Annotated in this window: 21 protein-coding genes; 18 read left to right on the top strand and 3 right to left on the bottom strand. The window is 56.1% G+C overall.

The genetic code is table 11. The features are described from left to right. The first annotated feature begins 2 nt into the window (after positions 1–2). From K8Q93_03650 to K8Q93_03640, 3 genes are all read left to right on the top strand, one after another. Positions 3–1,151: a hypothetical protein gene (locus K8Q93_03650; protein ID MCE9644306.1), complete on the top strand. Its 1,149-nt coding sequence runs from the start codon at positions 3–5 to the stop codon at positions 1,149–1,151. 150 nt (positions 1,152–1,301) lie between these two features. Beyond that, positions 1,302–3,143 carry a hypothetical protein gene (locus tag K8Q93_03645; GenBank protein ID MCE9644305.1) on the top strand — a complete coding sequence of 614 codons (1,842 nt, stop codon included), beginning with the start codon at positions 1,302–1,304 and terminating at the stop codon, positions 3,141–3,143. Positions 3,144–3,276: 133 nt separating this feature from the next. Beyond that, positions 3,277–3,678 carry a hypothetical protein gene (locus K8Q93_03640; protein MCE9644304.1) on the top strand — a complete coding sequence of 134 codons (402 nt, stop codon included), beginning with the start codon at positions 3,277–3,279 and terminating at the stop codon, positions 3,676–3,678. A 69-nt stretch (positions 3,679–3,747) separates the two neighbouring features. Here K8Q93_03640 and thrS read toward each other — a convergent pair whose 3' ends face one another. Both thrS and dnaE read right to left on the bottom strand, forming a co-directional pair. Next, positions 3,748–4,980: a threonine--tRNA ligase gene (thrS, locus tag K8Q93_03635; GenBank protein ID MCE9644303.1), complete on the bottom strand. Its 1,233-nt coding sequence runs from the start codon at positions 4,978–4,980 to the stop codon at positions 3,748–3,750. A 40-nt stretch (positions 4,981–5,020) separates the two neighbouring features. Beyond that, the gene (gene dnaE / locus K8Q93_03630) at positions 5,021–8,194 is read right to left on the bottom strand and encodes a DNA polymerase III subunit alpha (GenBank protein MCE9644302.1); all 3,174 of its coding nucleotides are present in this window, start codon (positions 8,192–8,194) and stop codon (positions 5,021–5,023) included. Positions 8,195–8,216: 22 nt separating this feature from the next. Between dnaE and K8Q93_03625 the strand changes: the two genes are divergently transcribed. The 11 genes from K8Q93_03625 to K8Q93_03575 all read left to right on the top strand — a co-directional run bounded on the left by K8Q93_03625 (position 8,217) and on the right by K8Q93_03575 (position 17,342). Continuing rightward, positions 8,217–8,819 carry a ribonuclease HII gene (locus tag K8Q93_03625; protein ID MCE9644301.1) on the top strand — a complete coding sequence of 201 codons (603 nt, stop codon included), beginning with the start codon at positions 8,217–8,219 and terminating at the stop codon, positions 8,817–8,819. A gap of 80 nt (positions 8,820–8,899) precedes the next feature. After that, positions 8,900–9,226, top strand: coding sequence for a hypothetical protein (locus K8Q93_03620; GenBank protein ID MCE9644300.1), 327 nt, complete (start codon positions 8,900–8,902; stop codon positions 9,224–9,226). Positions 9,227–9,345: 119 nt separating this feature from the next. Further along, the gene (rpmF, locus tag K8Q93_03615) at positions 9,346–9,573 is read left to right on the top strand and encodes a 50S ribosomal protein L32 (protein ID MCE9644299.1); all 228 of its coding nucleotides are present in this window, start codon (positions 9,346–9,348) and stop codon (positions 9,571–9,573) included. 77 nt (positions 9,574–9,650) lie between these two features. Then, positions 9,651–10,553, top strand: coding sequence for a transcription antitermination factor NusB (nusB, locus tag K8Q93_03610; protein ID MCE9644298.1), 903 nt, complete (start codon positions 9,651–9,653; stop codon positions 10,551–10,553). A gap of 40 nt (positions 10,554–10,593) precedes the next feature. Then, positions 10,594–11,289: a ribonuclease III gene (rnc, locus tag K8Q93_03605; protein ID MCE9644297.1), complete on the top strand. Its 696-nt coding sequence runs from the start codon at positions 10,594–10,596 to the stop codon at positions 11,287–11,289. Positions 11,290–11,355: 66 nt separating this feature from the next. Continuing rightward, the gene (locus K8Q93_03600) at positions 11,356–13,578 is read left to right on the top strand and encodes an AAA family ATPase (protein ID MCE9644296.1); all 2,223 of its coding nucleotides are present in this window, start codon (positions 11,356–11,358) and stop codon (positions 13,576–13,578) included. Positions 13,579–13,682: 104 nt separating this feature from the next. Continuing rightward, positions 13,683–14,063 (top strand): hypothetical protein, encoded by a 381-nt coding sequence (locus tag K8Q93_03595; protein ID MCE9644295.1) that lies wholly within the window; start codon positions 13,683–13,685, stop codon positions 14,061–14,063. A gap of 164 nt (positions 14,064–14,227) precedes the next feature. Next, a complete protein-coding gene (locus K8Q93_03590) occupies positions 14,228–14,602 on the top strand; it encodes a cytochrome b5 domain-containing protein (GenBank protein ID MCE9644294.1) in 375 nt (124 codons plus the stop codon). Between the two features lie 5 nt (positions 14,603–14,607). Beyond that, complete coding sequence (locus tag K8Q93_03585) at positions 14,608–15,060, top strand: hypothetical protein (protein MCE9644293.1); 453 nt, start codon at positions 14,608–14,610, stop codon at positions 15,058–15,060. Between the two features lie 667 nt (positions 15,061–15,727). Next, complete coding sequence (locus K8Q93_03580; GenBank protein MCE9644292.1) at positions 15,728–16,708, top strand: ParB/RepB/Spo0J family partition protein; 981 nt, start codon at positions 15,728–15,730, stop codon at positions 16,706–16,708. A 106-nt stretch (positions 16,709–16,814) separates the two neighbouring features. Beyond that, complete coding sequence (locus K8Q93_03575) at positions 16,815–17,342, top strand: hypothetical protein (GenBank protein MCE9644291.1); 528 nt, start codon at positions 16,815–16,817, stop codon at positions 17,340–17,342. Between the two features lie 31 nt (positions 17,343–17,373). On the opposite strand, the gene rnr is transcribed toward K8Q93_03575, so the two are convergent. Then, entirely contained in the window at positions 17,374–19,320 is a 1,947-nt protein-coding gene (rnr, locus tag K8Q93_03570) for a ribonuclease R (GenBank protein ID MCE9644290.1), read from the bottom strand. 111 nt (positions 19,321–19,431) lie between these two features. Here rnr and K8Q93_03565 point away from each other — a divergent pair, with 111 nt between their 5' ends. The 4 genes from K8Q93_03565 (at position 19,432) to trmD (ending at position 21,720) form a co-directional block, all read left to right on the top strand. Then, positions 19,432–20,016: a hypothetical protein gene (locus tag K8Q93_03565; GenBank protein ID MCE9644289.1), complete on the top strand. Its 585-nt coding sequence runs from the start codon at positions 19,432–19,434 to the stop codon at positions 20,014–20,016. 89 nt (positions 20,017–20,105) lie between these two features. Then, entirely contained in the window at positions 20,106–20,549 is a 444-nt protein-coding gene (gene rpsP / locus K8Q93_03560) for a 30S ribosomal protein S16 (GenBank protein ID MCE9644288.1), read from the top strand. 155 nt (positions 20,550–20,704) lie between these two features. Beyond that, entirely contained in the window at positions 20,705–21,013 is a 309-nt protein-coding gene (locus K8Q93_03555) for a KH domain-containing protein (protein ID MCE9644287.1), read from the top strand. Between the two features lie 56 nt (positions 21,014–21,069). Then, complete coding sequence (gene trmD, locus K8Q93_03550; GenBank protein MCE9644286.1) at positions 21,070–21,720, top strand: tRNA (guanosine(37)-N1)-methyltransferase TrmD; 651 nt, start codon at positions 21,070–21,072, stop codon at positions 21,718–21,720. The last annotated feature ends 126 nt before the right edge of the window (positions 21,721–21,846 follow it).

Below are 21,846 nucleotides of genomic sequence, written 5' to 3'. Positions count from 1 at the left end.
TCGTGAAGAAAGTATACAGTCTTCTTGTTGTGCTGCTGGCCTTCGGGCTTGCAGCCTGCGCCCCGCAGGGCATCGGCCAGAGCGCGAGCTCCGGCTCGGCGGTCAGCGTGGGTCAGCTTTCTCTCCCGGGGGTCTCGGGGGAGCATGTGACCGCTATGGTTCCTGTTGAAGCTTTCCCCAGCGCGCCGGTCTCTACGGCGTTGGGGAAGGCGTGGCAGACCATGCACGCCAATGGCAACAAGGCTGACGTCGACACCAACTGTCGATTGCTCGGCCTCAACGTCGGTCAGTGCATCCGCTTCAAGCGGATGATCAACAACAACGAGTGTGCCGACGCAGTTCTGCCGAATGGCGTCGTGCTCGATCGTCTCACTTTCACTCGGGAGAATCCTCGGACCAAGAAAGAGGAACATGTGGTCCAGGAGCATGTAAGGGTGGCCATCGGGAACGTCCCTGAAGGTCATTCGGATCGGGGCACCAAAGTCTGCCTGATCGATGGCATGTACATCGGCCAGTTCAACGGGTGCAAAAACTTCTGGCGGGTGGATGCCCGTGGGCAGAGGCCCGTTGTCGCGTCTCCGCCGCTGCAAGTTTCGGCGACCGGCGCCTGCGTCGCCTCGATGCGGGGCCACTTCCGTCTCTGCCTCCAGGCCTTCCAGCCGGTCGGCGATGCCAACAAGCTCTGGTGCGAGGCGCAGGATTCTCGAAACCTCTCCCCGGACCATCTGCGTAAGACCGTGCCGCTCGATACGCGGCACGTCATCATGCACATCGCCCTTAAAGAGGCGAACGCGGCAGGGAAACCCCTCGGCATGAAGGTCCAGGTGCCGCTCTCTTCGGGCGGTACTGCGACCCTCACGCTCATCAAGAAGGAAGGGGACAAGGGTGATTTCCTCGGCGAATTCCCGTTCGCAGGCGAAGTCGCGCTCTACATCCCTCCTTCACTTGGTCGGAAGGGAATGGGCGCAGCGGTGTGGTCGGAGAATCCCGCCTACGTGGCGGGGTATCCTCAGGCCTGCGACTGTCTGCCTGATGGCTACGGTGACAAGAACACCGGAGCCTTGCGCATTCGTGCGCAGGACAACCTCGGGGAGAAAGTGCTCTCCGGCTCCGGCCGAGGGGTGCTCAGCTTCCGAGTCGGCACGATCTGACCGGGAAGGGGACTGAACTTCTGGTGTGCGGAGCGCGTTTCGGCGCGCTCCGCCATCACTTCTATATTGAATCGTGCCAATTAAGCACATTCAATTTTTGCGCTATAGCATCTCGTCGAGGTGCTATGACACGAGAATTTTAAGACAGATATGAACCAATTCCTTAAAGAAAATCTAATCATCAGCAGTGCCCTCGTGCTCACCATAGCCTCATTCGTGGTCGGTTTTTCTCTTTCGAATAATTTTACTGGTAATTCCATTTCCAGCGTCTTTGCTCAGGAAGGCGGCGACGGTGGCGGCATGGGCTCCTCGGATGGTGGCGGCGACGGTGGCGGAGCCGAGGGTGGCTCTAGCGACGGCATGGGTTCTTCCTCTGGCGGTTGTGAAGGATGTGGCGGCTCCAGCGATGGTATGGGCTCCTCTTCCGGTGGCTGCGAGGGTTGTGGTGGCTCTAGCGACGGCATGGGTTCTTCCTCTGGCGGTTGTGAAGGATGTGGCGGCTCCAGCGATGGTATGGGCTCCTCTTCGGGTGGCTGCGAGGGCTGCGGTGGCTCATCTTCCGGCGGCGAGACAGGTAGTTCCTCCTCTGGTGGTCCTATAGAAGCGGGTCCGAACATCGAACCTCCTTCCCCTCCGCCTCCTCCGCCGCCCCCACCACCACCTCCTAGCTCTTCCTCTGGTGGTATAGAGGTACCTCCTCCGCCCCCACCTCCTCCGCCTCCTCCGGGTTCTTCTTCCGGTTCTTCCTCTGGCGGTATAGAAGTGCCTCCGCCTCCTCCTCCGCCCCCACCTCCTCCGCCTCCTCCAGGATCTTCCTCTGGCGGTGGTAGCAGCTCGTCTTCCAGTTCTTCTGGTGGCGGTAGCTCCACCGGCGGCGGCGGTACGATGCCGAACGTCGAGCTCACCCGCGTGACTGGCAGCTCTCCGCTCGCATCCTTCGTCTCGGTGAACCTCGGTTCCATCCCGTACACCGGCGTAGGCGACACCCTCTTCACGTATTTCTTCCTCTTCGGGCTTCTTGGTCTCTCCGCGATGTTCTCCTACGGCATGGTCTATGCCGGTGGTATCTCGCGCTCGATGCAGGTATTCCAGCCTCTCGCTTCCATGGGGGATGACATGTCCCGCTACGCTCTCTCCGTGGGCGCTGCACTCAAGCCTTATGCAGATCTCCTTAATCCGTTCACGCCGCTGCCGCGCACTGTCGCTCTAAGCTCGGTGATGGAAGTCTCGCTTCCTGTTGTTGAAGAGGTTGCAGAGCCAGTTGCTACCCCTGAGGTAGTGGCAGCTCCGGCAGCACTCGCTCTCCGCAAGGAAGCTGATGCACCGCTTGATCTCGTAAGCCAGATTCGCACCCTCAAGGCGGCTCCTGCAGCACCTAAGGTTGCGACCGGCATGAGCAATGAGGAGAAGACTCGCATCTATGAGATGCTCGTAAGCTACGCTCGTGAGAAGGAAATCCTCCTCTCCGAGGATGCAGCTGCCCTCATCCTCTCTGCAGCGGATGGTAAGGCAGAGCAGGCCCAGAATGTTCTCTCTGAACTCACCGAAGTGGCGCATGCCTGGTACGAGAAGCCGGAATACTCTTGGCTCTCGCTCTCGGCAACGCGTGTCCGCGAGATGCTCTTCTCCACCTATCTCTCTATGGTGCCGATGTTCGTACGCTGGCTCGCAGCAGGGAACAGCACCAAGAGTTCTGCGCTCCTCCACATGCTCGATGCGCAGGGTCACAACATCCCTGAGTTCCTCAAGGCGGCTTCCTACGAGCTCGACAAGGTACACCGCTTCCGCACTGTGCGTGAGATTGGTGCCAACGAGCAGTCGCTTACTGCGACCGCCGGCTGGAGCCTCCAGACGCTCGAGTCCGCCATCACGGCACTCATCGGAGCAGGGGATGAGAGCTACAGCTCGAAGCTCTTGGGCGCACGTCTCGCAGTATCCCGTGTCATGGACATGGCTGCTCGCGAGAGCCGCAAGGAATTCCCTGAGGCATAATTCACTTTGTTACTAAAGCAAAAAGCCGCTCCTTTGGAGCGGCTTTTTGCTTGCTTCACTTAGCTTGACTTATGTATATTTATAGTGTATAGTATAAAGCAGTGTTTCAACGAGCAGAATGAGGAGGTCTCAAATGCTCAAGTTGTTCCGTTTGGTCGCGCTGAGCTTGCTGGTGTCGTTGGCGAGTGTCTCGGCAAGCTTCGCCCAGTATCCACCGGTCGTCTATGGCCAGGTGACCCACCTTGGCCACGACTACAGCTGGGCTCGCGAGTCCGGCACGATCAGTATGAGGGTCGAGCGGCATCCGAACTTCTGGCGATTCAACTGCCCTCAGAAGCTCGGTCACCCCATGCACGTCTTCATCAACGACGCCGGCGGGAACTTCTACGACCTGATCTATGACGCCGGCCAGCTGCTTCCGCGGCAGGTTTCGGCCTTCAGCTCCACCGGTCTCTACCGCGATTACTCGGCAGATGCCGAGAAGTACAAGCTCACGGACGAAATGAGGACGCGAGCTTGCCCCAACGGCTGGTGAAGCCAGTCGCAGTCCTTCAACGCCAAACGGCCGTCCCAAGCATGCTTGGGACGGCCGTTCGAACTTTTCTTACTTTCTCTCCTGTATCTCCTTCAAAATCATCCCTTTGAAATCTCCAAGACTCATCGCGCCGAGGCTGCCTGAGCGATTCTCTGCAGAGACTTGATTGCTCTCCACCTCCTTGTCTCCTACGACGAGGAGATAGGGGATCTTCATGAGCTTGGCTTCGCGGATACGCTTACCCAGACTTTCATTATCCGCTGCGAGCTCTGCGCGTACGCCCGCAGCTATGAGTTCTTTGTGCACGGACTCCGCATATTCCTTGTGCTTGTCGCTCACAGGGAGGAGGGCTACCTGTACTGGTGAGAGCCAGGCGGGGAGTACGCCGCCGAGGTGTTCCAGGATTACGGCGGTAGCGCGCTCGATGGAGCCAGTGATAGCGGCATGGATCATGGCGATACGCTCCTTCTCTCCCTTCTCGTTTACGCAGGTGAGATTAAAACGCTCTGGCTGGTTGAGGTCGAGCTGGATGGTGGCTACCTGCCACTCTCTCCCTGCGGCGTTCTTAGCCATGAAGTCGAGCTTTGGTCCGTAGAGGGCGGCTTCACCAGGGCCTTCGATATAGTCAGCGCCACGCTCCTCCGCCATCTCTCGGAGTTCTGCTTCGGCTTTGTCCCAGATTTCTTTGGTACCGATATATTTCTCCGGAGTGCTGGGGTCGCGGAAGGAGAGGCGTACCCGCAGGCTGAAGCCGAACGTCTTGTAGAAGGTATCCACGATATCCCAGATGTTGAGGAATTCTTCGCGAATCTGGCTCATGCGGCAGAACACGTGCGCATCGTCCTGGGTGATGGAGAGTACACGGGTGAGGCCGCCCAATTCGCCGGACTGCTCGTCGCGATACACCATGGTGGTCTCGGCGTAGCGCTGGGGCATCTCGCGGTAGGAGTGGGGCTTACGGTCGAAGATCTGCGTGTGATGCGGGCAGTTCATCGGCTTCAACGCGTAGTCCTTGCCTTCGCGGGAGACAATACGAAAGAGGTCGCCAGCGAACTTTTCCCAGTGGCCGGAGGTCTCGTAGAGCTCGCGCTTGGTTATGTGCGGGATGGTCACCTTCTGGTAGCCATAGCGGGAGCGGAGTTCCCAGACGTACTTGTCCAGCTCTTCGCGGAGGATGGTGCCTCGGGGGGTCCAGAGGGGAAGTCCCGGACCTACGAGCTCGGAGAAGGTGAAGAGGTCGAGCTCCTTGCCCAAGGTGCGGTGATCGTGGTCTTTAGCGATTTCGTCCGGATTTGCGTTCATATTCGGACATAGTATCAATTCCCCGGCTCAAGACAAAGGGTCAGACGGTCAGCGGCTTGGCCGCATCCGCCAATATGGAGAGTTCGCCTTCGCGGGCACTGATGGCGCCGCGCACCGCGATGCAGCGATCCGGTATGAAAAGCTCCTGGAGCGGCTGATATATCTTGGGGAAGACTACGAGCTCGATCACGCCAGTGAAGTCGGACATCTTCAGGAAGATCATCTTGTCTCCTTTCTTTGTGAGGATTGGTTTGACCTCTTCCACTATTCCAGAGACGACTGCTACCATTCCCGGCTTCATCTCCTCGCGGATATGCTTGATGGTCATGGCCTTGGAGAGCTTCTCCTGGAAACGATCGAGCGGGTGCCCGGAGACGTAGAGGCCGAGCAATTCTTTTTCAAAACGTAATTTGTCCGCCATCTCCATGGGCGGCGCTTCCTGGAGGCGGATGGTGCTCGGGGCCATGGCGAGTCCTCCGAAGAGGGAGCTCTGATCGCTGTTCTGTTTGCCGCTCTCGCGATTGTAAGTGAGGAGGTCTTCGACGGAGGCGAGGAGCCGCGCACGCTCCGCGAAGTTGTCGAAGGCTCCGGCGTAGATGAGGGACTCCAAGGATTTCTTGTTGAGATTGCGATTCTGCAGGCGCTCTAGGAAATCAGCCAAGCTCTTGAAGGGTCCGCGCGCTTCGCGCTCGGTGATGAGTGCCTCCGCGATGCCTTCACCGAAGTTCTTGATGCTGCCGAGGCCGAAGCGGATGGCAGGCTTGCCGCCCTCTTCTACCAAGGTGAAGTCCTTGTAGCTCTGATTGATCTCCGGCGGGAGCACGGGGATGCCCATGCGCTTACACTCATGGATGATGGTGGCTACTTCTTCCGTATTGCCCGATTCTGCCGTGAGCACAGCAGTCATATACTCCCCAGGGTAGTTGGCCTTCATGAAGGCTGTCTGGTAGGCCACGCGGCCGTAGCTTGCGGCGTGCGCTTTGTTGAAACCGTAGGAAGCGAAGGGCTCGATGAGCTTCCAGAGTGCCTCAGCTTTCCCGGGCGTGAGCCCGTGCTCCACGAATCCTTGGCGGAGGTGCTCCTTCTGCGCCTCCATCTCTGCTGGGATCTTCTTGCCCATGGCTTTACGCAGCTTGTCTGCTTCAAGCCAGGAGTAGCCTGCGAGCTCGATGGCGATGAGCATCACGTCGTCCTGGTACGTGATCACGCCGTAGGACTGATCGAGTATCGTCCGGAGACGGGGATCGAGGTAGCTTACTTTGCTCGCATCCTGCTTGCGCTCAATATACATGGGGATCGATTCCATAGGGCCTGGGCGGTAGAGCGCCACCATGGCGTTGATGTCGTGAATGGTGGTGGGTTTGAGCTCCTTGAGGTAGCGGGTCATACCGGAGCCGTTCAGCTGGAAGAGACCCATGGTCTCGCCCTTGGCGAGCATGGCGAAAGTCTTGGGATCATCAAGCGGGATCCGTTCGATATCGAGGTTGCCGCCGTGGCGCGCATTCACCTGCTGCACCGCGTCCGCGAGGATGGCCAGGTTTCTTATACCGAGGAAGTCGAACTTGAGAAGGCCAGCTTCTTCCACTGCGCGCATGTCGTACTGGGTGATGATCTTGTCGCCTTCTTTGGGGTCGAACTGGAGCGGCACCATCTCGTTAAGGGGTACGGGAGATATGACCACGCCCGCGGCGTGGATGGAGATGTGTCGGGCACAGCCTTCGATTTTCTTGGCCATCTCGATGATCTCCTTGGCTTCCGCCTCTTTGTCGTAGATTTCCTTAAGCTCTGCGGTCTCTTCGAGCGCACGGTCGATGGTCATGGGGAAACCTTGTGCACCAAAAGGAATGAGTTTGGCGATGCGATCGCCAATAGCGTAGGAGAAGCCCATGGCACGCGTTACGTCGCGCACGGCGCCGCGCGCCATCATGGTGCCGAAGGTACCGATCTGGGCCACATGGTCGCGGCCATACTTCTGACGCGCGTATTCGAGCATCTCATCGCGTCGATTATCGGCGTAGTCCATGTCGATATCCGGAGCGGAGGGGCGTTCGGGGTTTAGGAAGCGCTCGAAGGGGAGCTTGTACTCGAGGGGGTTCACGTTGGTGATACCTGCAAGGTAGGTCACCATGGAGCCTGCCACCGAGCCGCGGATGGTGGTGAAGATGTGGTTCTCGTGCGCGAAGCGCAGCAGGTCGGCTACCACTAGGAAGTAAGGGGCATAGCCCTTCTTCTCAATGACCTCAAGCTCGTAATTGACGCGCTTCATGGTCGTCTCGTCCTGTACTACGTTGCGGCGCTCAAAGCCCAGCATGACCACGTCGCGGAGCGCCTGATCATACGTCTTACCTTCTTCGATCTTTAAGTTAGGGAAGACCCACTTGCCGAGGTCGAGGCTCACATTGCAGCGCTCCGCGATGGCTGCAGTGTTGGCGAGTGCCTCTGGCTCATTCTTGAAGAGCTCTAAGGCTTTCTTTTCGGTTATGAATGAGAAGTCAGAGGCATCCTCTTGGAATCCATTCTTTTCAAAATCTGTGTTGCTCTGGATGGAGACGAGCGTCTCGCGGGCGCGCTTGTCCTCGGGGTGGATGTAATACGTATCGTGGGCGGCGGCGAGCGGGGTGTTGGTGCGCTTCCCTAGCTCTTTTATGAGCGTACCGGTCGCTTCGTGACCTTCAATTTCCGGATGATGGGAGAGTTCCAGGAAGACGTTATTCTCTCCGAATATTGATTTGTATTCCGAGACGAGGAAATCTGCCTTCTCGATGTCTCCGCTCTTAAGCGCCAGCGTAGTGTCACCAGAAAAAGAAGGAATGAGAGCGATGAGGCCTTCGGAATGTTGGCGCAAGAGATCCTTGTCTACACGCGGCTTGTAGTAGAAGCCCTCCAGGTTCGAAGCAGTGACCAGCTTTATGAGGTTCTTGTAGCCCGCGAGATTCTCCGCGAGGAGCACCAGGCGGAAGCGGCGGTTATCCACGCCCGGCTGCTTGTCGAAGCGGGTGCGGAGCGCGAGGTAGAAATCTACTCCCAGGATGGCTTTGATACCTTCGTCCTTGCAGCGCTTGTAGAACTCGATCGCGCCATACATGTTGCCGTTGTCGGTGAGGGCGAGCGCAGTAGCGCCGTCTTTCTTGGCTGCAGCCACGAGCTGCTTCACTTTGGGGAGCGCAGTGAGGAGACTGTAGTGACTATGGGTATGGAGATGGACGAAACTCACGTGCCTAGTATACCGTAGGGGTATGTCGCGAAGTTCTCCCGAGAAGCATATTTTTGTGGTGGGAATTGATGAGGCGGGAAGAGGGCCGCTCGCGGGTCCGGTAGCAGTGGGAGCGTGTCGTATCCGAAGGGGAGAAGAGCGTCGCTTTGCTGGTTTCCGTGATTCTAAGAAGCTCTCTGAGAAGAATCGCGAAGCCTGGCTTTTGCGTATGAGGGAGTGGAAGAAGGAGGGGGTGATTGATTACGCAGTGTGTTTTGCTTCTGCGAGAGTGATTGATAGGGAGGGGATAGTGCCGGCGGTACGGAGCGCGCTCGCTCGGGCGCTCGGTAAGCTTGTCCCCGACTCTGGGAATACCCAAGTTCTCCTCGATGGCGGGCTCAAGGCTCCTTCGGAATTTAAGAATCAGAAGACGATCATAAAAGGGGATGAGAAAGAACCTTCTATCGCGCTCGCTTCCATTGCCGCCAAGGTTTCGCGCGATCGCCTGATGAAGCGTTTAGCGAAGAAGTATCCCAAGTACGCATTTGAGGTGCATAAGGGTTATGGAACTTTAGTACACAGGACTGCCATACGGGCGTTCGGGCTATCCCCGGAGCATCGGATTTCCTTCTGCCGTAACGTTTGACTTACAGTCACAGTCTGTGGGATAGTGGGGTCTGCTATTTCCTAGTTCGTTTCGTGCAACTAAGTCCATGTGGGGGAAAAATGCCTGCAATACCTCTGGCTGTCTCTCGTCAGGAGACGGACCAGCGCTACCTTTCCACTCTGGCGGACCCAGAGAATCTGTGCAAACTTCTTGAAGACACTCCCTATGGTGTGGAGTGCAAAGCTCTCTGCAGGGATTTCTGTCGAAACTTCGCCGATTGTGGGAGGGCTGATTCACCAACCACCCGTGTCCTCGGCTACTGCTCAGACTTCCTGCTGGTGATGCCGCCCAACACCTCGTCGGAAGAACTTAACCCGGCGGATCACATCAAGGAGGTCGAAGGCCGAATCCTCTTGAGGCTCAAGGTGGATCATCCTCCGCAATAGGGGGCTGAGCTCTGTTTGGTTCAAAACAATAACAATGTATCTGACTTAGGGGTCTGCCCGGCGCCGGAGTAAAATCCGGCGCTTTTGATTTTCTAACCCATATCTGCTAAAGTCTCCGTATGGTAGTACGAATGCGACATACTCGGGCCCACACGGCCAATCGCCGCAGCCATCATGCGCTTGTAGCGCCGCGCACTAGCAAGTGCGAGTGCGGAGCGATGCGTTCTTCCCACCGTGCTTGCGCTACTTGCGGAAAGTATCGCGGCCGCGTGGTCATAGACGTCGTCGCGAAGCAGGCACGCAAGGCAAAGAAGGCAAAGGCGAAGGCTACTCCGGACTCGAAGTAATAACTCTCCACAAAGTCCCGTAAGGGCATATATGAAAAGTTCTTTGACGGCCGGTTCGGTACTCCCGCACCACACGTATGGCAAATAGACACCTCTCCCGTTCTATCGTGATGCAATCCCTCTTCGAGTGGGATAGTCGCGGTTTGCCGAACGAGGCTCTCCCGGAAGTGGTAAATAGGAATGCCGAAGAATTTGCGCCTGGCGGCGGGGACCTCTCCTTCATGCTGGAGCTAGGGGCAAATGTGCTCGCCAAGCGTCCGGACCTCGACCTCATCATCGAACGCGCTGCGCCGGACTGGCCGATCGACAAGATCGCCCCGGTGGATCGCAATATTCTGCGTATCGGGCTCTTCGAGCTCCTCTTTGCGGATAGGGCAGAGGTGCCCGCCAAGGTGGCCATCAACGAAGCTATCGAGCTTGCTAAGACCTTCGGCGGGGAGAACAGCGGTAAGTTCGTGAACGGCGTCTTGGGAGCGGTCTATAAGGAGATTGGTGAGCCGGGGAAAGACGAGGTCTCGAAGAGGAAGCGTAAGAAGATTGAGGACATTCCGTACGAGCAGATGCCCATTGAGAAATTAGTCGGAGCGGTGGTGTATGCGAAGGAGGGAGACGATGTCTACCTCGCTCTCGTACACGACATCTTTGGACATTGGACGCTCTCCAAGGGCCATGTGGCGGAGAACGAGGATCTCAAGGAGGGCGTGGTGCGCGTGATCAAGGAGGAGATAGATCTGCCTATAGTGGTAGAGGACAAGCTGGGGGACAACGAGTACATCGCATCGGACCCGGACAAGGGCAAGCTCCGCAAGCAGGTCACCTACTATCTCGCCAAGGGTCCCTTCCAGAACGTGACGCTCCAGAAGACGGGCGGACTCGATGCTACTCAGTGGTTCAAGCTCTCCGATATCCTCAACCTCAATTTCTATGACGATATCCTGGCCATCGTCACCAAAGCCATCAACCTTTTATTGAAAAAGTAACGAGTTGCCCGAAAAGGCTCAATCTAGTAGCGTAACCCTCATGCCAGCCACTGTCCCTGAATTCGCAACAGAATTAGGCGTCCCCTTTAAGGATGCTAACCTCCTCAAGCAGGCTTTTACGCACCGCTCGTATTTAAACGAACACAAGAAACTCTCCGTAGGGCACAACGAGCGTCTGGAGTTCCTAGGGGATGCTGTTCTTGAGCTTGCGGTCACCGAATTCCTCTACGCCAAGTTCCCGGAAGACACTGAAGGTGATCTTACCTCGTACCGTGCGGCACTCGTGAACGCCAACACCCTCTCGGACATCGCTGCGGATCTTCATATGGATAAGTACCTGCTGCTCTCCAAAGGAGAAGCCAAGGACAAGGGTCGCGCGCGCCAGTACATCCTGGCGAATACTTTCGAAGCCTTTGTAGGCGCCATCTTCCTCGATCAGGGCTACGAAGCTGCGCGCGGATTCATCTCTCGCACAGTGTTCCCGCTTACTGACAAAGTGGTGAGCGACAAGCTCTGGCTCGATGCCAAGAGTCACTTCCAGGAGAAGGCTCAGGAGATCGAAGGTACCACGCCTTCCTATCAGGTGATGAAGGAAGAGGGCCCGGATCACGACAAACACTTCACTGTGGCGGTCTACATCGGTCGCGATCTCATTGCCAAGGGCGATGGCAAGTCAAAGCAGGAGGCCGAGCAGTCTGCGGCGAGGGCGGGGCTTAAGGCGAGGGCGTGGCTTTAAAATATCAAGACTTTCTAACAGAACCGGCCTCCCCTCGAGGCCGGTTTACCGTTACAATACAAGACAATGTATCTAAAGAGCCTCGAACTCTACGGCTTCAAGTCATTCGCCAAGAAGACTGAGCTCAATTTCACTACGCCGATCACCGGCATCGTGGGGCCGAACGGCTCTGGTAAATCAAACGTGGCCGAAGCATTCCGCTTCGTCTTGGGCGAGCAGTCCATGAAGAGCATGCGTGGCAAGCGCGGCGAGGACCTCATCTTCTCCGGCTCCAAGACCTTGCCCAAGCCTGCACGTGCTTCTGCGAAGCTCGTCTTCAACAACAATCCCAAGGTCTTCAATGTGGACTTCGATGAAGTCTCTCTGGAGCGTACGGTCTTCCGCGATAGTACCAACGAATACCGCCTCAACGGCACTCAAGTGCGCCTCAAGGATATTCTCGAACTTCTCGCGTCTGCCAACATCGGCGCCTCCGGCCATCACATCATCTCTCAGGGCGAAGCGGATCGGATCCTGAATGCCTCCATCAAGGAGCGCAAAGCGATGATCGAGGATGCACTCGGCCTCAAGGTGTATCAGTACAAGCGCGAGGAGAGTGAGCGCAAATTGGAGAAGACTGCCGAGAACATGAAGCAGGTGGAATCGCTTCGTAAGGAATTGGCACCGCATCTGCGCTTCCTGGAGAAGCAGATGGAGAAGGTGCGTAAGGCGGAAGCGCTGAAGCGCGAGCTCGAGACGCTGTATCAGGAATATCTCAAGCGCGAGGAGACATATCTTGGGGAGGAGCGCGCGTCACTTGCCTCCTCCCTTGAAGGACCTACAGCGGAATTGAAGGCTGTGGATGAACGGGTAAAAGCTATCGAGTCGTTGCTCTCCGGCAAGGGTCGGGACAAAGAGGGTCGCGAATTCGCAGAAGCGGAAAGAGCGCTACGCCAAGCAGAAGAGGAGATGGAATCGCTTCGTCGCGAGGAGAGCCGTCTCGACGGTATCATCTTCGCCGAAGAGAAAGCACTCGCGCGCGCGGCAAACAGTGTTCAGTCTGAGAGTGTCACTATTCCACGCTCCGAGCTTGAGCGGGTAGTGAAGGAGGCGGAGAATTTCGTAGCGCAGGCTTCGCGCGAGGAGAACATTTCAGTTCTCCGTGAACTTTTGAATACTATAGCTGGCCTGGTCCGCTCTTTCGTCTCCGGCAAGCGTGCGGCGGATGATCACTCCGGAGAGATTGAGGCGGAGATAAAGAAGCTGAAGGGGGAGAAGGCGGCGCTTGGTGGTAAGGCATCGGCTGCCAAGGAGAAGAGCGAAGCGGCGCGTAAACACTACCAGGAACTGAAAGAAGCTATCGAAGCTGATGAGCGCTCTGGCCGCGACGCGGAGCGTGAGATGTTTGCGCTGGTCTCTAAGCGCAACGATCTTTCTCAGCAGCTCTTCGTACTGCGTTCTCGTGAGGATACATTGAAGCGTGACGAAGCTGCGTTCAAATCAGAACTCATGGAGGGCCAAGCGCTTCTTGGGCTCCCGGTGCTGCGTTACAACGAAGTGGTGCTGAGTGGTGGCCGCGAAGCGCGCTTTGAACAGGAGACGCGCCGCAAGACTTTGGAGAAGATGAAGATCCGTTTGGAGGAGATGGGTGGAGCAGGTGGAGCTGATACAGAGAAGGAGTACGAGGATACCAAGACACGCGATGCCTATCTTGAAAAAGAACTGGTAGATCTTGCGCACTCCGCTGAGACACTACGAGGTTTGATTGCAGAGCTCTCTGAGAAACTCGAGAAAGAATTCACCGAAGGTATGGGGAAGATAAATAGCGCTTTCCAGAAATTCTTTGCGCTCATGTTCGGCGGAGGCACGGCCGCGCTTTCTACTGTCGAGGCACCTAAGCGTCGCCGGCAGGCAGCGGAGGATCTCGAAGGGGAGGCGCCGCAGGAGGAAGCGGAGGAGGGAATAGACATCAGCGTCTCTCTTCCCAATAAGCGCACCAAGGGTCTCCAGATGCTCTCTGGTGGCGAGCGCGCTCTTACCTCCATCGCGCTCCTCTTTGCTATCTCTCAGGTTAATCCGCCGCCTTTTGTGATTCTCGATGAGACAGATGCGGCGCTCGACGAAGCTAATTCCCGCAAGTACGGCGATATGGTGGAGAGTCTTTCCAAATATTCCCAGCTCATCCTCATCACTCACAACCGTGAGACCATGAGCCGTGCAGGTGTCCTCTATGGTGTGACCATGGGTAGTGAAGGAGCTTCGAAGCTTCTCTCGGTTCGTTTTGATGAAGCGGTTGCGGTGGCGAAATAGATCCACGTTACCTTCTTTTGATAACATTGACCTGACACAATTTTAGTGTTATAAACAATACGAATCGTAATTCGGGAACAATCACATCAGCTACGAGGGCACCAATGAGCGTTAGTCAGATGGGTGGAAATGAGAACTGGCGTCCGTCCATGATTCGTTCCGCTGGGCGGGCGGGGGCTGCGAGTTCGGGATTGGCACAAAGACCGAGAACCCAATCTACCTCGGCATCGAAGCCGGGAGTATTGCGATCGTCGCCCAAAGACGGCGCGATTCCCGTGAGTGCCAAGGCTCTGCAGAAGCGCGTCGATAAGATGTGCGCCGAACTGGAGCGCAATCTCCAGGTACCTATCGGCACTTTTCAATCCGCCCTTGGGAAGATGCCTATCCAGGAGTCCAACGATCTCCGGGCCAGGATCTTCCATCTTTCCCAGCTTGCCTCCAGGCTGGCGCAGAGAGTTCCTGCAAGGGCGGTTTCCAAGGGGTAGTATTAAATCCCGAAAGGGTACGGCCCGGACAAATGTCCGGGCCGTCTTTCTTTTATGACACCGATGCATAATCGAAAGTCTTTTTCTCGGTATCTATTTTTGAAATAAATAAGAAGTTATTTTGTACTATAATAGAAGACATCTAACTCTAGTTTAGCTATCCAATGAACAAAATTCTGATCGGACTCGTCGCGGTAGCAGTATTGGGCGGCGTAGGCTATTGGTATTTTAGCAGCACCAATTCCAGCTCTTTTGTAGGGAAAGACGGTCAGCCCATAGGCACTACTTCCGTTGATACTTCCAAGACCTATACCCTGGCGGATGTAGCCACTCACGCTGCGAAGGAGAGCTGCTGGAGCGCCATTGATGGCGGAGTCTACGATCTGACTGCGTGGATAAGCCAGCATCCGGGAGGGGAGAGGAATATACTTAAGATATGCGGTAAGGATGGCTCCGCTGCATTCAATGGCCAGCATGGAAGCCAGGCGCAGCCCAATGACGTGCTCGCTGCCTTCAAGATCGGTACGTTAGTTCAATAGCAAGAATGATCTCTTTTCTCGACACGCTTTCTCAGCTCCCTATCCTGCCGGTGCATATCGGTATCTTGTGTTTGACCGCACTCGCGATTCTGCTTGCTGACCACGACGCCTTCACTTATTTCCGCGGCACAAAGCAGGTGCTTGATAGGAAGAAGACAATGCTTCTCCATCGTCTTGTCTGGATAGGCTTGCTCGGCATGATCGCTACTGGCTTCCTGCTCTTCTGGCCCACGCGCGATTATCTCCTCTCGGGGCAGTCTCCGACCTTCTTCAAGAAGATGTTTTTCGTTGCGGTACTCGCGGTGAACGCACTCTTCATCGGCAGGCTCATGAATGTAGCCTTCGAACGCTCTTTCGCTGCGCTCTCGAAGAATGAAAAATTCTGGCTTTTCGCGAGCGGAGCCATCTCTACTATCTGTTGGCTCAGCGCCGCGGCCTGTGCTTTCTATATTTTTTAGGTTAAGCACTAACTTGCTTTTAAAGCCTTCTCGGACATAATTCCCCGCAGACCGAGGTCTTTGACGTCGGCGCCCCCAACCACAAAAGCCCCGGGAGGCTATCATGACTGATACGTCCGTCGGCCCTTCGGGGCAGACACATCTGTGCAAGGCGCAAGCTGGTAAACCGGTTCCTCAGGTTACCTGCGAAGGGCTTACGAGTGTCTACCGGAAAAACAGCGAGTTCTGCGGAGGATGCACCTCACGTTGGAGGCTCTGCGGTTTTTGTATCTTGCAGGGCTTCGTGGACCCTAAGGCGAGAGTGAAGGATCCTATCAAGGGTCTCTGCGAATTCCACGAGAGTCAGGGGACAGACGCATGTCGTTCCAGAGTTGTGCATCAGTCCAGAGGCTCGCTGGTTGCTAGGCCGACTTTGCCCGCGAGGCCAGGATCAACTCTTCGTAAGGATCCGCCCTCGGAAAGACCAGTATTGGTTGCTCCGTCTAAGCCGGCAGCTGCGCCTGTGCAGCCACCGGTTCAAGCGAAATCAGCACTGACTTCTCCTGCGTCCGCTCCAAAGTCGGCACCACTCAAGCCCGAGGTTGTTAACAAGGAGGTTCCTCATGAACCGCGCGTCGCGGAACAGGCGCCTTCTTCGAAGCCGAAACCCGAGCCGAAGCCTATCGCGGTGTCAGCTCGGATTCCTCTAGAAACGGAAGCGTTGGAATTGTCTGCTTCCCGGAAAGCCGCGGCAATCTCGGAAGCATACATCGCTTCGCTAAAAGAGCTTCGCGAAAAGTACAGGTTTCGGGGAGCTATAGAGGTGCCCACCTCTCAGGTTTGTCCGAATCCGAATCAGCCTCGGAAATATTTCGATCCGGCTGCGATGGTGGCCTTGGTCGATTCGCTCAAGCTGGTCGGGCAACAAGAGTCTGCATTGGTCGTGCCCTACGATGGCGAGGTGGGCAAGCTCTACATGATCGTGGATGGCGAGCGTCGGTGGCAAGGGTGTCTTACAGCGGGGATACCTACCTACCTTGCCGTGGTCTGCGATGACCCGGCGGACAGGAGAATCCTTTTCGCCCTTTCGGTCATGAAGAACTTCCACCGTCAGACTCATACGCCTATGGAGAAGGCGTTGGCGTTCGAGCAGTTCAGGAAGGATGGCCTCACTCAAACGCAGATTTCAGCGTTGGTTGGGGAAAATCAAGTCAACGTCTCACGATTTCTCCGATTGACTAACCTCGTTCCTGAGGTCAGGGCGCTCGTCGCCCTGAAAGCCGGCGAGGAGAGCAAGACGACGGATAAGTTGGTCACGGATGTGGCCATAGCTATCTCCGACCTTCCTCCTGAGTCGCAGATGAAAGCTGCTCTTTTGGTGAAAGGGCTTTCCGTAGCCATGGCCGTCGTGCAAATCCGCAAGATGGCCAAAGAACTCGGGGTGCAGCGTCGGACCAGGAAGCAGAAACCTTCCACTGCTTTCAGGGTGCTGACAGAGCGGCTCGATCGTCACTTGGAGATGCTTGAAATCAGTCTCGAGCATGATCAGGCCGGCTTCGTCAGCACACTTCGCGCCAGGACTCCTGGCGAACGCCTGGGGACTCGCGAGAAGCTTCTCAAGATTGCTAAGCGCGCTGAAAAGCTAGCGGGACTCGTGCCCAAGGATTAGAAATCCCGAATAGGGTATGGCCCGGACAAGTGTCCGGGCCATCTTTCTTTTTATGTTTAATGGCGTTAGGCTCCACCCAGAACCAAAATAGAGAGGAGGTTGTACCATGGTGAGCGAACGGCCCAACCTCGTGCAGGCTGAATTTATCCTGCGGCCGAGGCACATCACCACTTTTGAGGGGATGTTTCGTGAATCCCTCGAACGCCGCATGGACGGTTCAAGTATAAAACTGGTAGTAAGGTTTTTTGATCGGGGAGGAGTTATTACCAAGCTCGTTACGGATCTTGCCGGGGTTGCACAGGAGCGCAACGAAATCCTCGCTCTCTATTTAGCCCCCATGAATTTTCTAGAGCAGTGGTGGACTCGTAGAAGAGAAAAGAGGATGCATCGAAGACATACCTCTCTTGATGTTCAGAAGATACCGCTTGCGGTAAAAATTCTACAAGAAGCGATGACGGCTCGGGAATCAGTAGCCGTTGAAAATCTGGAGGATCGTTCCTTTAGGCTCGCGCGGTCTGACGAGTTCCACGAGATGACTGAGTCAGCGAGGGTTGCAGCCAATGTCTGGCTCTTTCTTTCTGAACCGCAAGATATTTTGGCAGACAATCTCTCTGTTAAGGAGAGTGTCTGGTAGTCGCCGCCGAGCTTGTCTCGGCGGCGATTTTTTATGCCGCCAAAGCGTAATCCAAGGTCTTCCTCTCGGTATCCGCATTCACCACTTTGAAACGCACGGTGTCGCCGAGGGAGAATTTGCGCTTGGTGCGCTCGCCCACGAGACAGTAATTCTTTTCGTCCAACGTATAGAAATCATCCCCAATATCGCGGAGGCGCACCATGCCTTCGCATTTGGTCTCCTTCTCTTCAAGATACATGCCCCACTCGGTGACGCCGGAGATGACGCCGTCGAATACCTGGCCCACGCGCGTGCTCATGTACTCCACCTGCTTGAGCTTGATGGAATCGCGTTCGGCTTCGACTGCGCGGATCTCGGACTCGGTGTTCTGGGCCGCCATCTTTTCATAAAAAGCGAATTCTTCTTTGGAGACGCGTGAGCCTGCGAGGTAGATGGCGAGGAGTCGGTGCACCAGGGTGTCCGGGTAGCGGCGGATGGGGGAGGTGAAGTGGGTGTAGTAGGTGAAGCCGAGGCCGAAGTGCCCGATGTTGCGGGTGGAATAGATAGCCTTGGCCATGCTGCGGAGAGCCGCCGTCTTTACGATGCCTTCCTCTGCGTGTCCTGCGATCTGCTTGAAGAGCGCATTGATGTCCTTGGCGGAGATGCCTTTCTTGTCTACGTGCACCTCGTGTCCGAGGGCGCGCAGGAAGATGGCGAGTTCAGCGATACGATCTTCTTTCGGAAGATCATGGATGCGGTACATGAAGATAGGAGCATCTTTGTTCTCGTTGCCTGGCAAGCGATGCACGTAGGTAGCCACTTCGCGGTTGGCGAGGAGCATGAACTCTTCCACCAGACGATGGGCGTCGAGGCGCTGCTTGCGGAAGACGCGGATGGGCTTGCCTGTTTCGTCGAGCTCGAATTTGACTTCGTCCTGTTCGAATTCGATGGCGCCGTTCTCGAAGCGCTCCTTGGTCATGATCTTCGCCAGGCGATTGAGCTCCTGGAGTTCTGCGGCATGGGGGCCCTCTCCGGTGACGATGCCTTGCTGCGCGTCTTCGTAGGTAAAGCGCTTATGCGAGCGGATGACGGTGCGGCCGAACCAGCGATCCTTTATCCTCCCGTTCTTGTCCATCACGAAGATGGAAGAGAAGGCCAGCTTGTCTTCGTTGGGGTTGAGGCTGCAGAGGTCATTCGAGAGAACCTCGGGAAGCATCGGGATGGTGCGATCCACCAGGTAGATGGAGCAGCCGCGCTTCTGGGCTTCCTTGTCGAGCTCGGTGCCAGGGGTCACGTAATGCGCTACATCCGCGATGTGTACGCCGATCTCGTAATCCCCGGAGGGGAGGGTCTGCATGGAGATGGCGTCGTCGAAGTCCTTGGCATCCTTCGGATCGATGGTCATGGTGAGGACGCTGCGCATGTCGCGGCGTATCTCGAGCTCTTTGCGCATATTCTCCGCAGAATGCTTCTTGATCTCCTCCGCTTCCGCCTCTACGGCAGTAGGGAAGCCGGTTTCGAAGCCCTTCTCGAGCACGATAGATTCCATCTCCACGTCGTTGTTGCCTTTGGGGCCGATGACTTTCACCACGCGGCATCGGGGATTAGTCTCGCCCTCGTTCCACTCTCCGAGTTCTACCTGCGCTTTGTAGTTGAGGGGGGTCTTGTCATCAGCAGGCAAGATGAGTGCCACATGGATACGGTAGTTGTCGGGGATGAGCGCCTTACCCATCGGGGTCATGGCGACGAAGCCTACGAAGCGGGTACGTGCGCGGCTCACCACTTTGATGACCTTGCCCTGATCACGGCCTCGGACCTGCTCGCGCAGGGGCTCTACCAACACAGTGTCACCATGCATGGCGACACTGAGATTCTCCGGCTGGATCTCGATATCTACTGCAGAAGGAGGGGTGGTCTTGAGGTAGCCCACCGCGCGGCTTGAGATGCTGATGACACCTTCGAGAGCTTTGCTCGAGGAGGACTTAGAGATGGGGGGCATAGGCATCTAAATTAGCACGGGAGAGAGCCATTTCATAGCATTTGCTGGCAATCTGGTTTCGTGATTGGATGAGGTCCGCACAACAATTGGGGGAATCCAATGATCGTTGGAATGTCGAAATTGCGGACCCTCTCCAGGGGCTTTTCGCGCATCGCGTTCTGCGCAATATTTCTGAAGCTCGACGATGTTTGCCGATTCCAGTTCTTTCGCGAGCCTTCGATGGGCGAACTGCAAGATGCCAACCTCGTGCTCGATAATTTCCGGATCGTAATCTGGTTCCGACCGGTATGGGAGGGCAAGAAAAGCCCGGACATCGTCGGCGCCGGTGACTATCTCTGCACGGTGTCTCGAGAGCCTCTGGGTATGCCGGATGAGGCAAGGCTCCTCTTCCTGAGGGATCATGCACTGCTCCAGGTAGCAGAACGGAAAGGGTCTCAGGCTATCGTGGACGTTATTGCCTTCAACGGCCTCGGGGTTCTTCATCACAGCATCGGTGGGGCTCTGGCGAATGGGTTCTTGGCGGAAGCCCGCGCCTTCGGACCGGCCTCAATGATTGATCTGCCTTCAGTTAAGACGAGATCGGGAACCCGTTACCCCGGCTCTGTCCTGTCTCCGGGTCGCGCCACCCAGATCAAGGGCTCCCAAGTCCAGCATAGGGGAGTCCACCCAACTTCTCGCGGCAAAAGCCCGAGATAATCTAAGCCTCAGGGGCCAGCCGTGCGCACGGCTGGCCCCCTAGTCTTTATTGACGCTTATCCATACTTTTGGTAGAGTCCCACGTACTTATGTTGATGATCCGTCTTCAGCGCACTGGCCGCAAGCACGAGCCCACCTTCCGTGTGGTTCTTACTGATTCCCACAATTCCACCAAGAGCGGCCGCTTCCTCGAAGTGCTCGGCTCTCATGATGCGCGCAAGGGCGATCCGGTTCTCAATGGCGAGCGCATCCTCTTCTGGATCGGTAAGGGCGCCAAGGCTTCCGGCACCGTTCATAACCTCCTCGTCACCAAGGGTATCCTCACCGGCAAGAAGGTGAACGTCCTTCCGAAGAAGACTGTGCCGAAGAAGGAAGAGTCTGCTGCTGAGGTTGTGGCTCCCGCTGCCGCTGCTGCAGTTGTTGCTGCTGCTCCCGAGGAAGCAGTCGCTGAAGAAGCTCCGGCTCCTGAGGTTGCTGCCGACGCTTCCGCAGACGCTGCTGCAGCTTCTGGCGACGCTTCTGTCTCCAATTAAATTTTTCTACTCTGTCTTTCGCTCAAAACTCCGCCAGAAGGCGGTGTTTTGTTTTTAGCACGAGGTTGTGCACAGCACTTCCTTTACTTCAGCTTTTGTGGTACTCTGGTGTTACCAGGGAAAACTCGATTCCCTCATAGTAACGGCATACTTATATGGCAGATCAGGATACAGCATTCCTTGAATACGTCGTGAAGGCTCTCGTAGAACATCCGGAAGAGGTGAAGATAAAGCGCACGGTGGACGAGATGGGAGTTCTTCTCCTCCTTGATGTGAATGGGGAAGACATGGGCAAGGTCATCGGCCGCGACGGCAATACCGCCAAGGCGATCCGCACCCTCCTCCGCGTCGTCGGCATGAAGAACAACGCTCGTGTGAACCTCAAAATCAACGAGCCGGCAGGAAAGCCCGCCTATTCTCCTTCGAAGACCGTGGATGAGGCGATGGCAGACCTGAAACTCTAAGAGAGTGACAGAGTTAGAAAAACGTGGTACCGTAAAAAGTACCGCGTTTTTCATTTATGCGTTTCCATCTCATCTCTCTATTCCCAGGCGCCTTCGATTCCTACCTGAAGGAGTCCATCATCGCGCGGGCCATCAAGGCGGGTATCGTCAAAGTGGATCTCTATAATCTGCGTGATTTCGGCATGGGTAAGCATAAGAAGGTGGATGGGCGCCCGTATGGTGGCGGCCCTGGAATGGTGCTCGCGCCGGAGCCGATGCTTAATGCCGCAGAAGCAGCGCTCAAGAAGATCAAAGGCAAGAAGACCAAGGTGCTCCTCATGAGCCCGGGAGGGAAGCAGTTTGATACGGCCATGGCAGAGAAGCTCTCCAAATACTCCGATATCGTGATGATCTCTGGCCGCTATGAGGGGATAGACGCGCGGGTGAAGAAGATATTAAAGGCGGAGGAGGTATCCGTCGGTCCTTATGTGCTCACTGGAGGGGAGCTTCCGGCGCTTGCCATCATGGACGCAGTCTCCCGCAAGCTTCCCGGAGTGCTCGGCAACGAACTATCTGTAGAGGAGCGTCGTGTGTCTTCCTCCGAGGTATATACCCGTCCGGAAGTCTTTGAATACAAGAAGAAGAAATACCGCGTGCCCAAGATCCTCCTTTCGGGTCATCACGCCAAAATGGATGCCTGGAAGGTGGAGAAGGACGGGAAGGCCTAGGACTTAAAAGACCTGGGGATAGCCGGTATTGACAGGTTTGACATAATTCCACCTTTCCGGTACACTTCTTCCAACCTTTTTGATTGAGTCCTGGCTGCGAGGTTTTAAGTAATAACGAAGGAAGTA

The sequence above is a fragment of the Candidatus Parcubacteria bacterium genome, assembly GCA_021414235.1.
In the GTDB taxonomy this organism is placed as follows: domain Bacteria; phylum Patescibacteriota; class Minisyncoccia; order Phycocordibacterales; family JAKFXT01; genus JAIOOV01.
The sequence above is the reverse complement of the archived record's forward strand: the minus strand, read 5'-3'. Positions and strand labels throughout refer to the sequence as shown.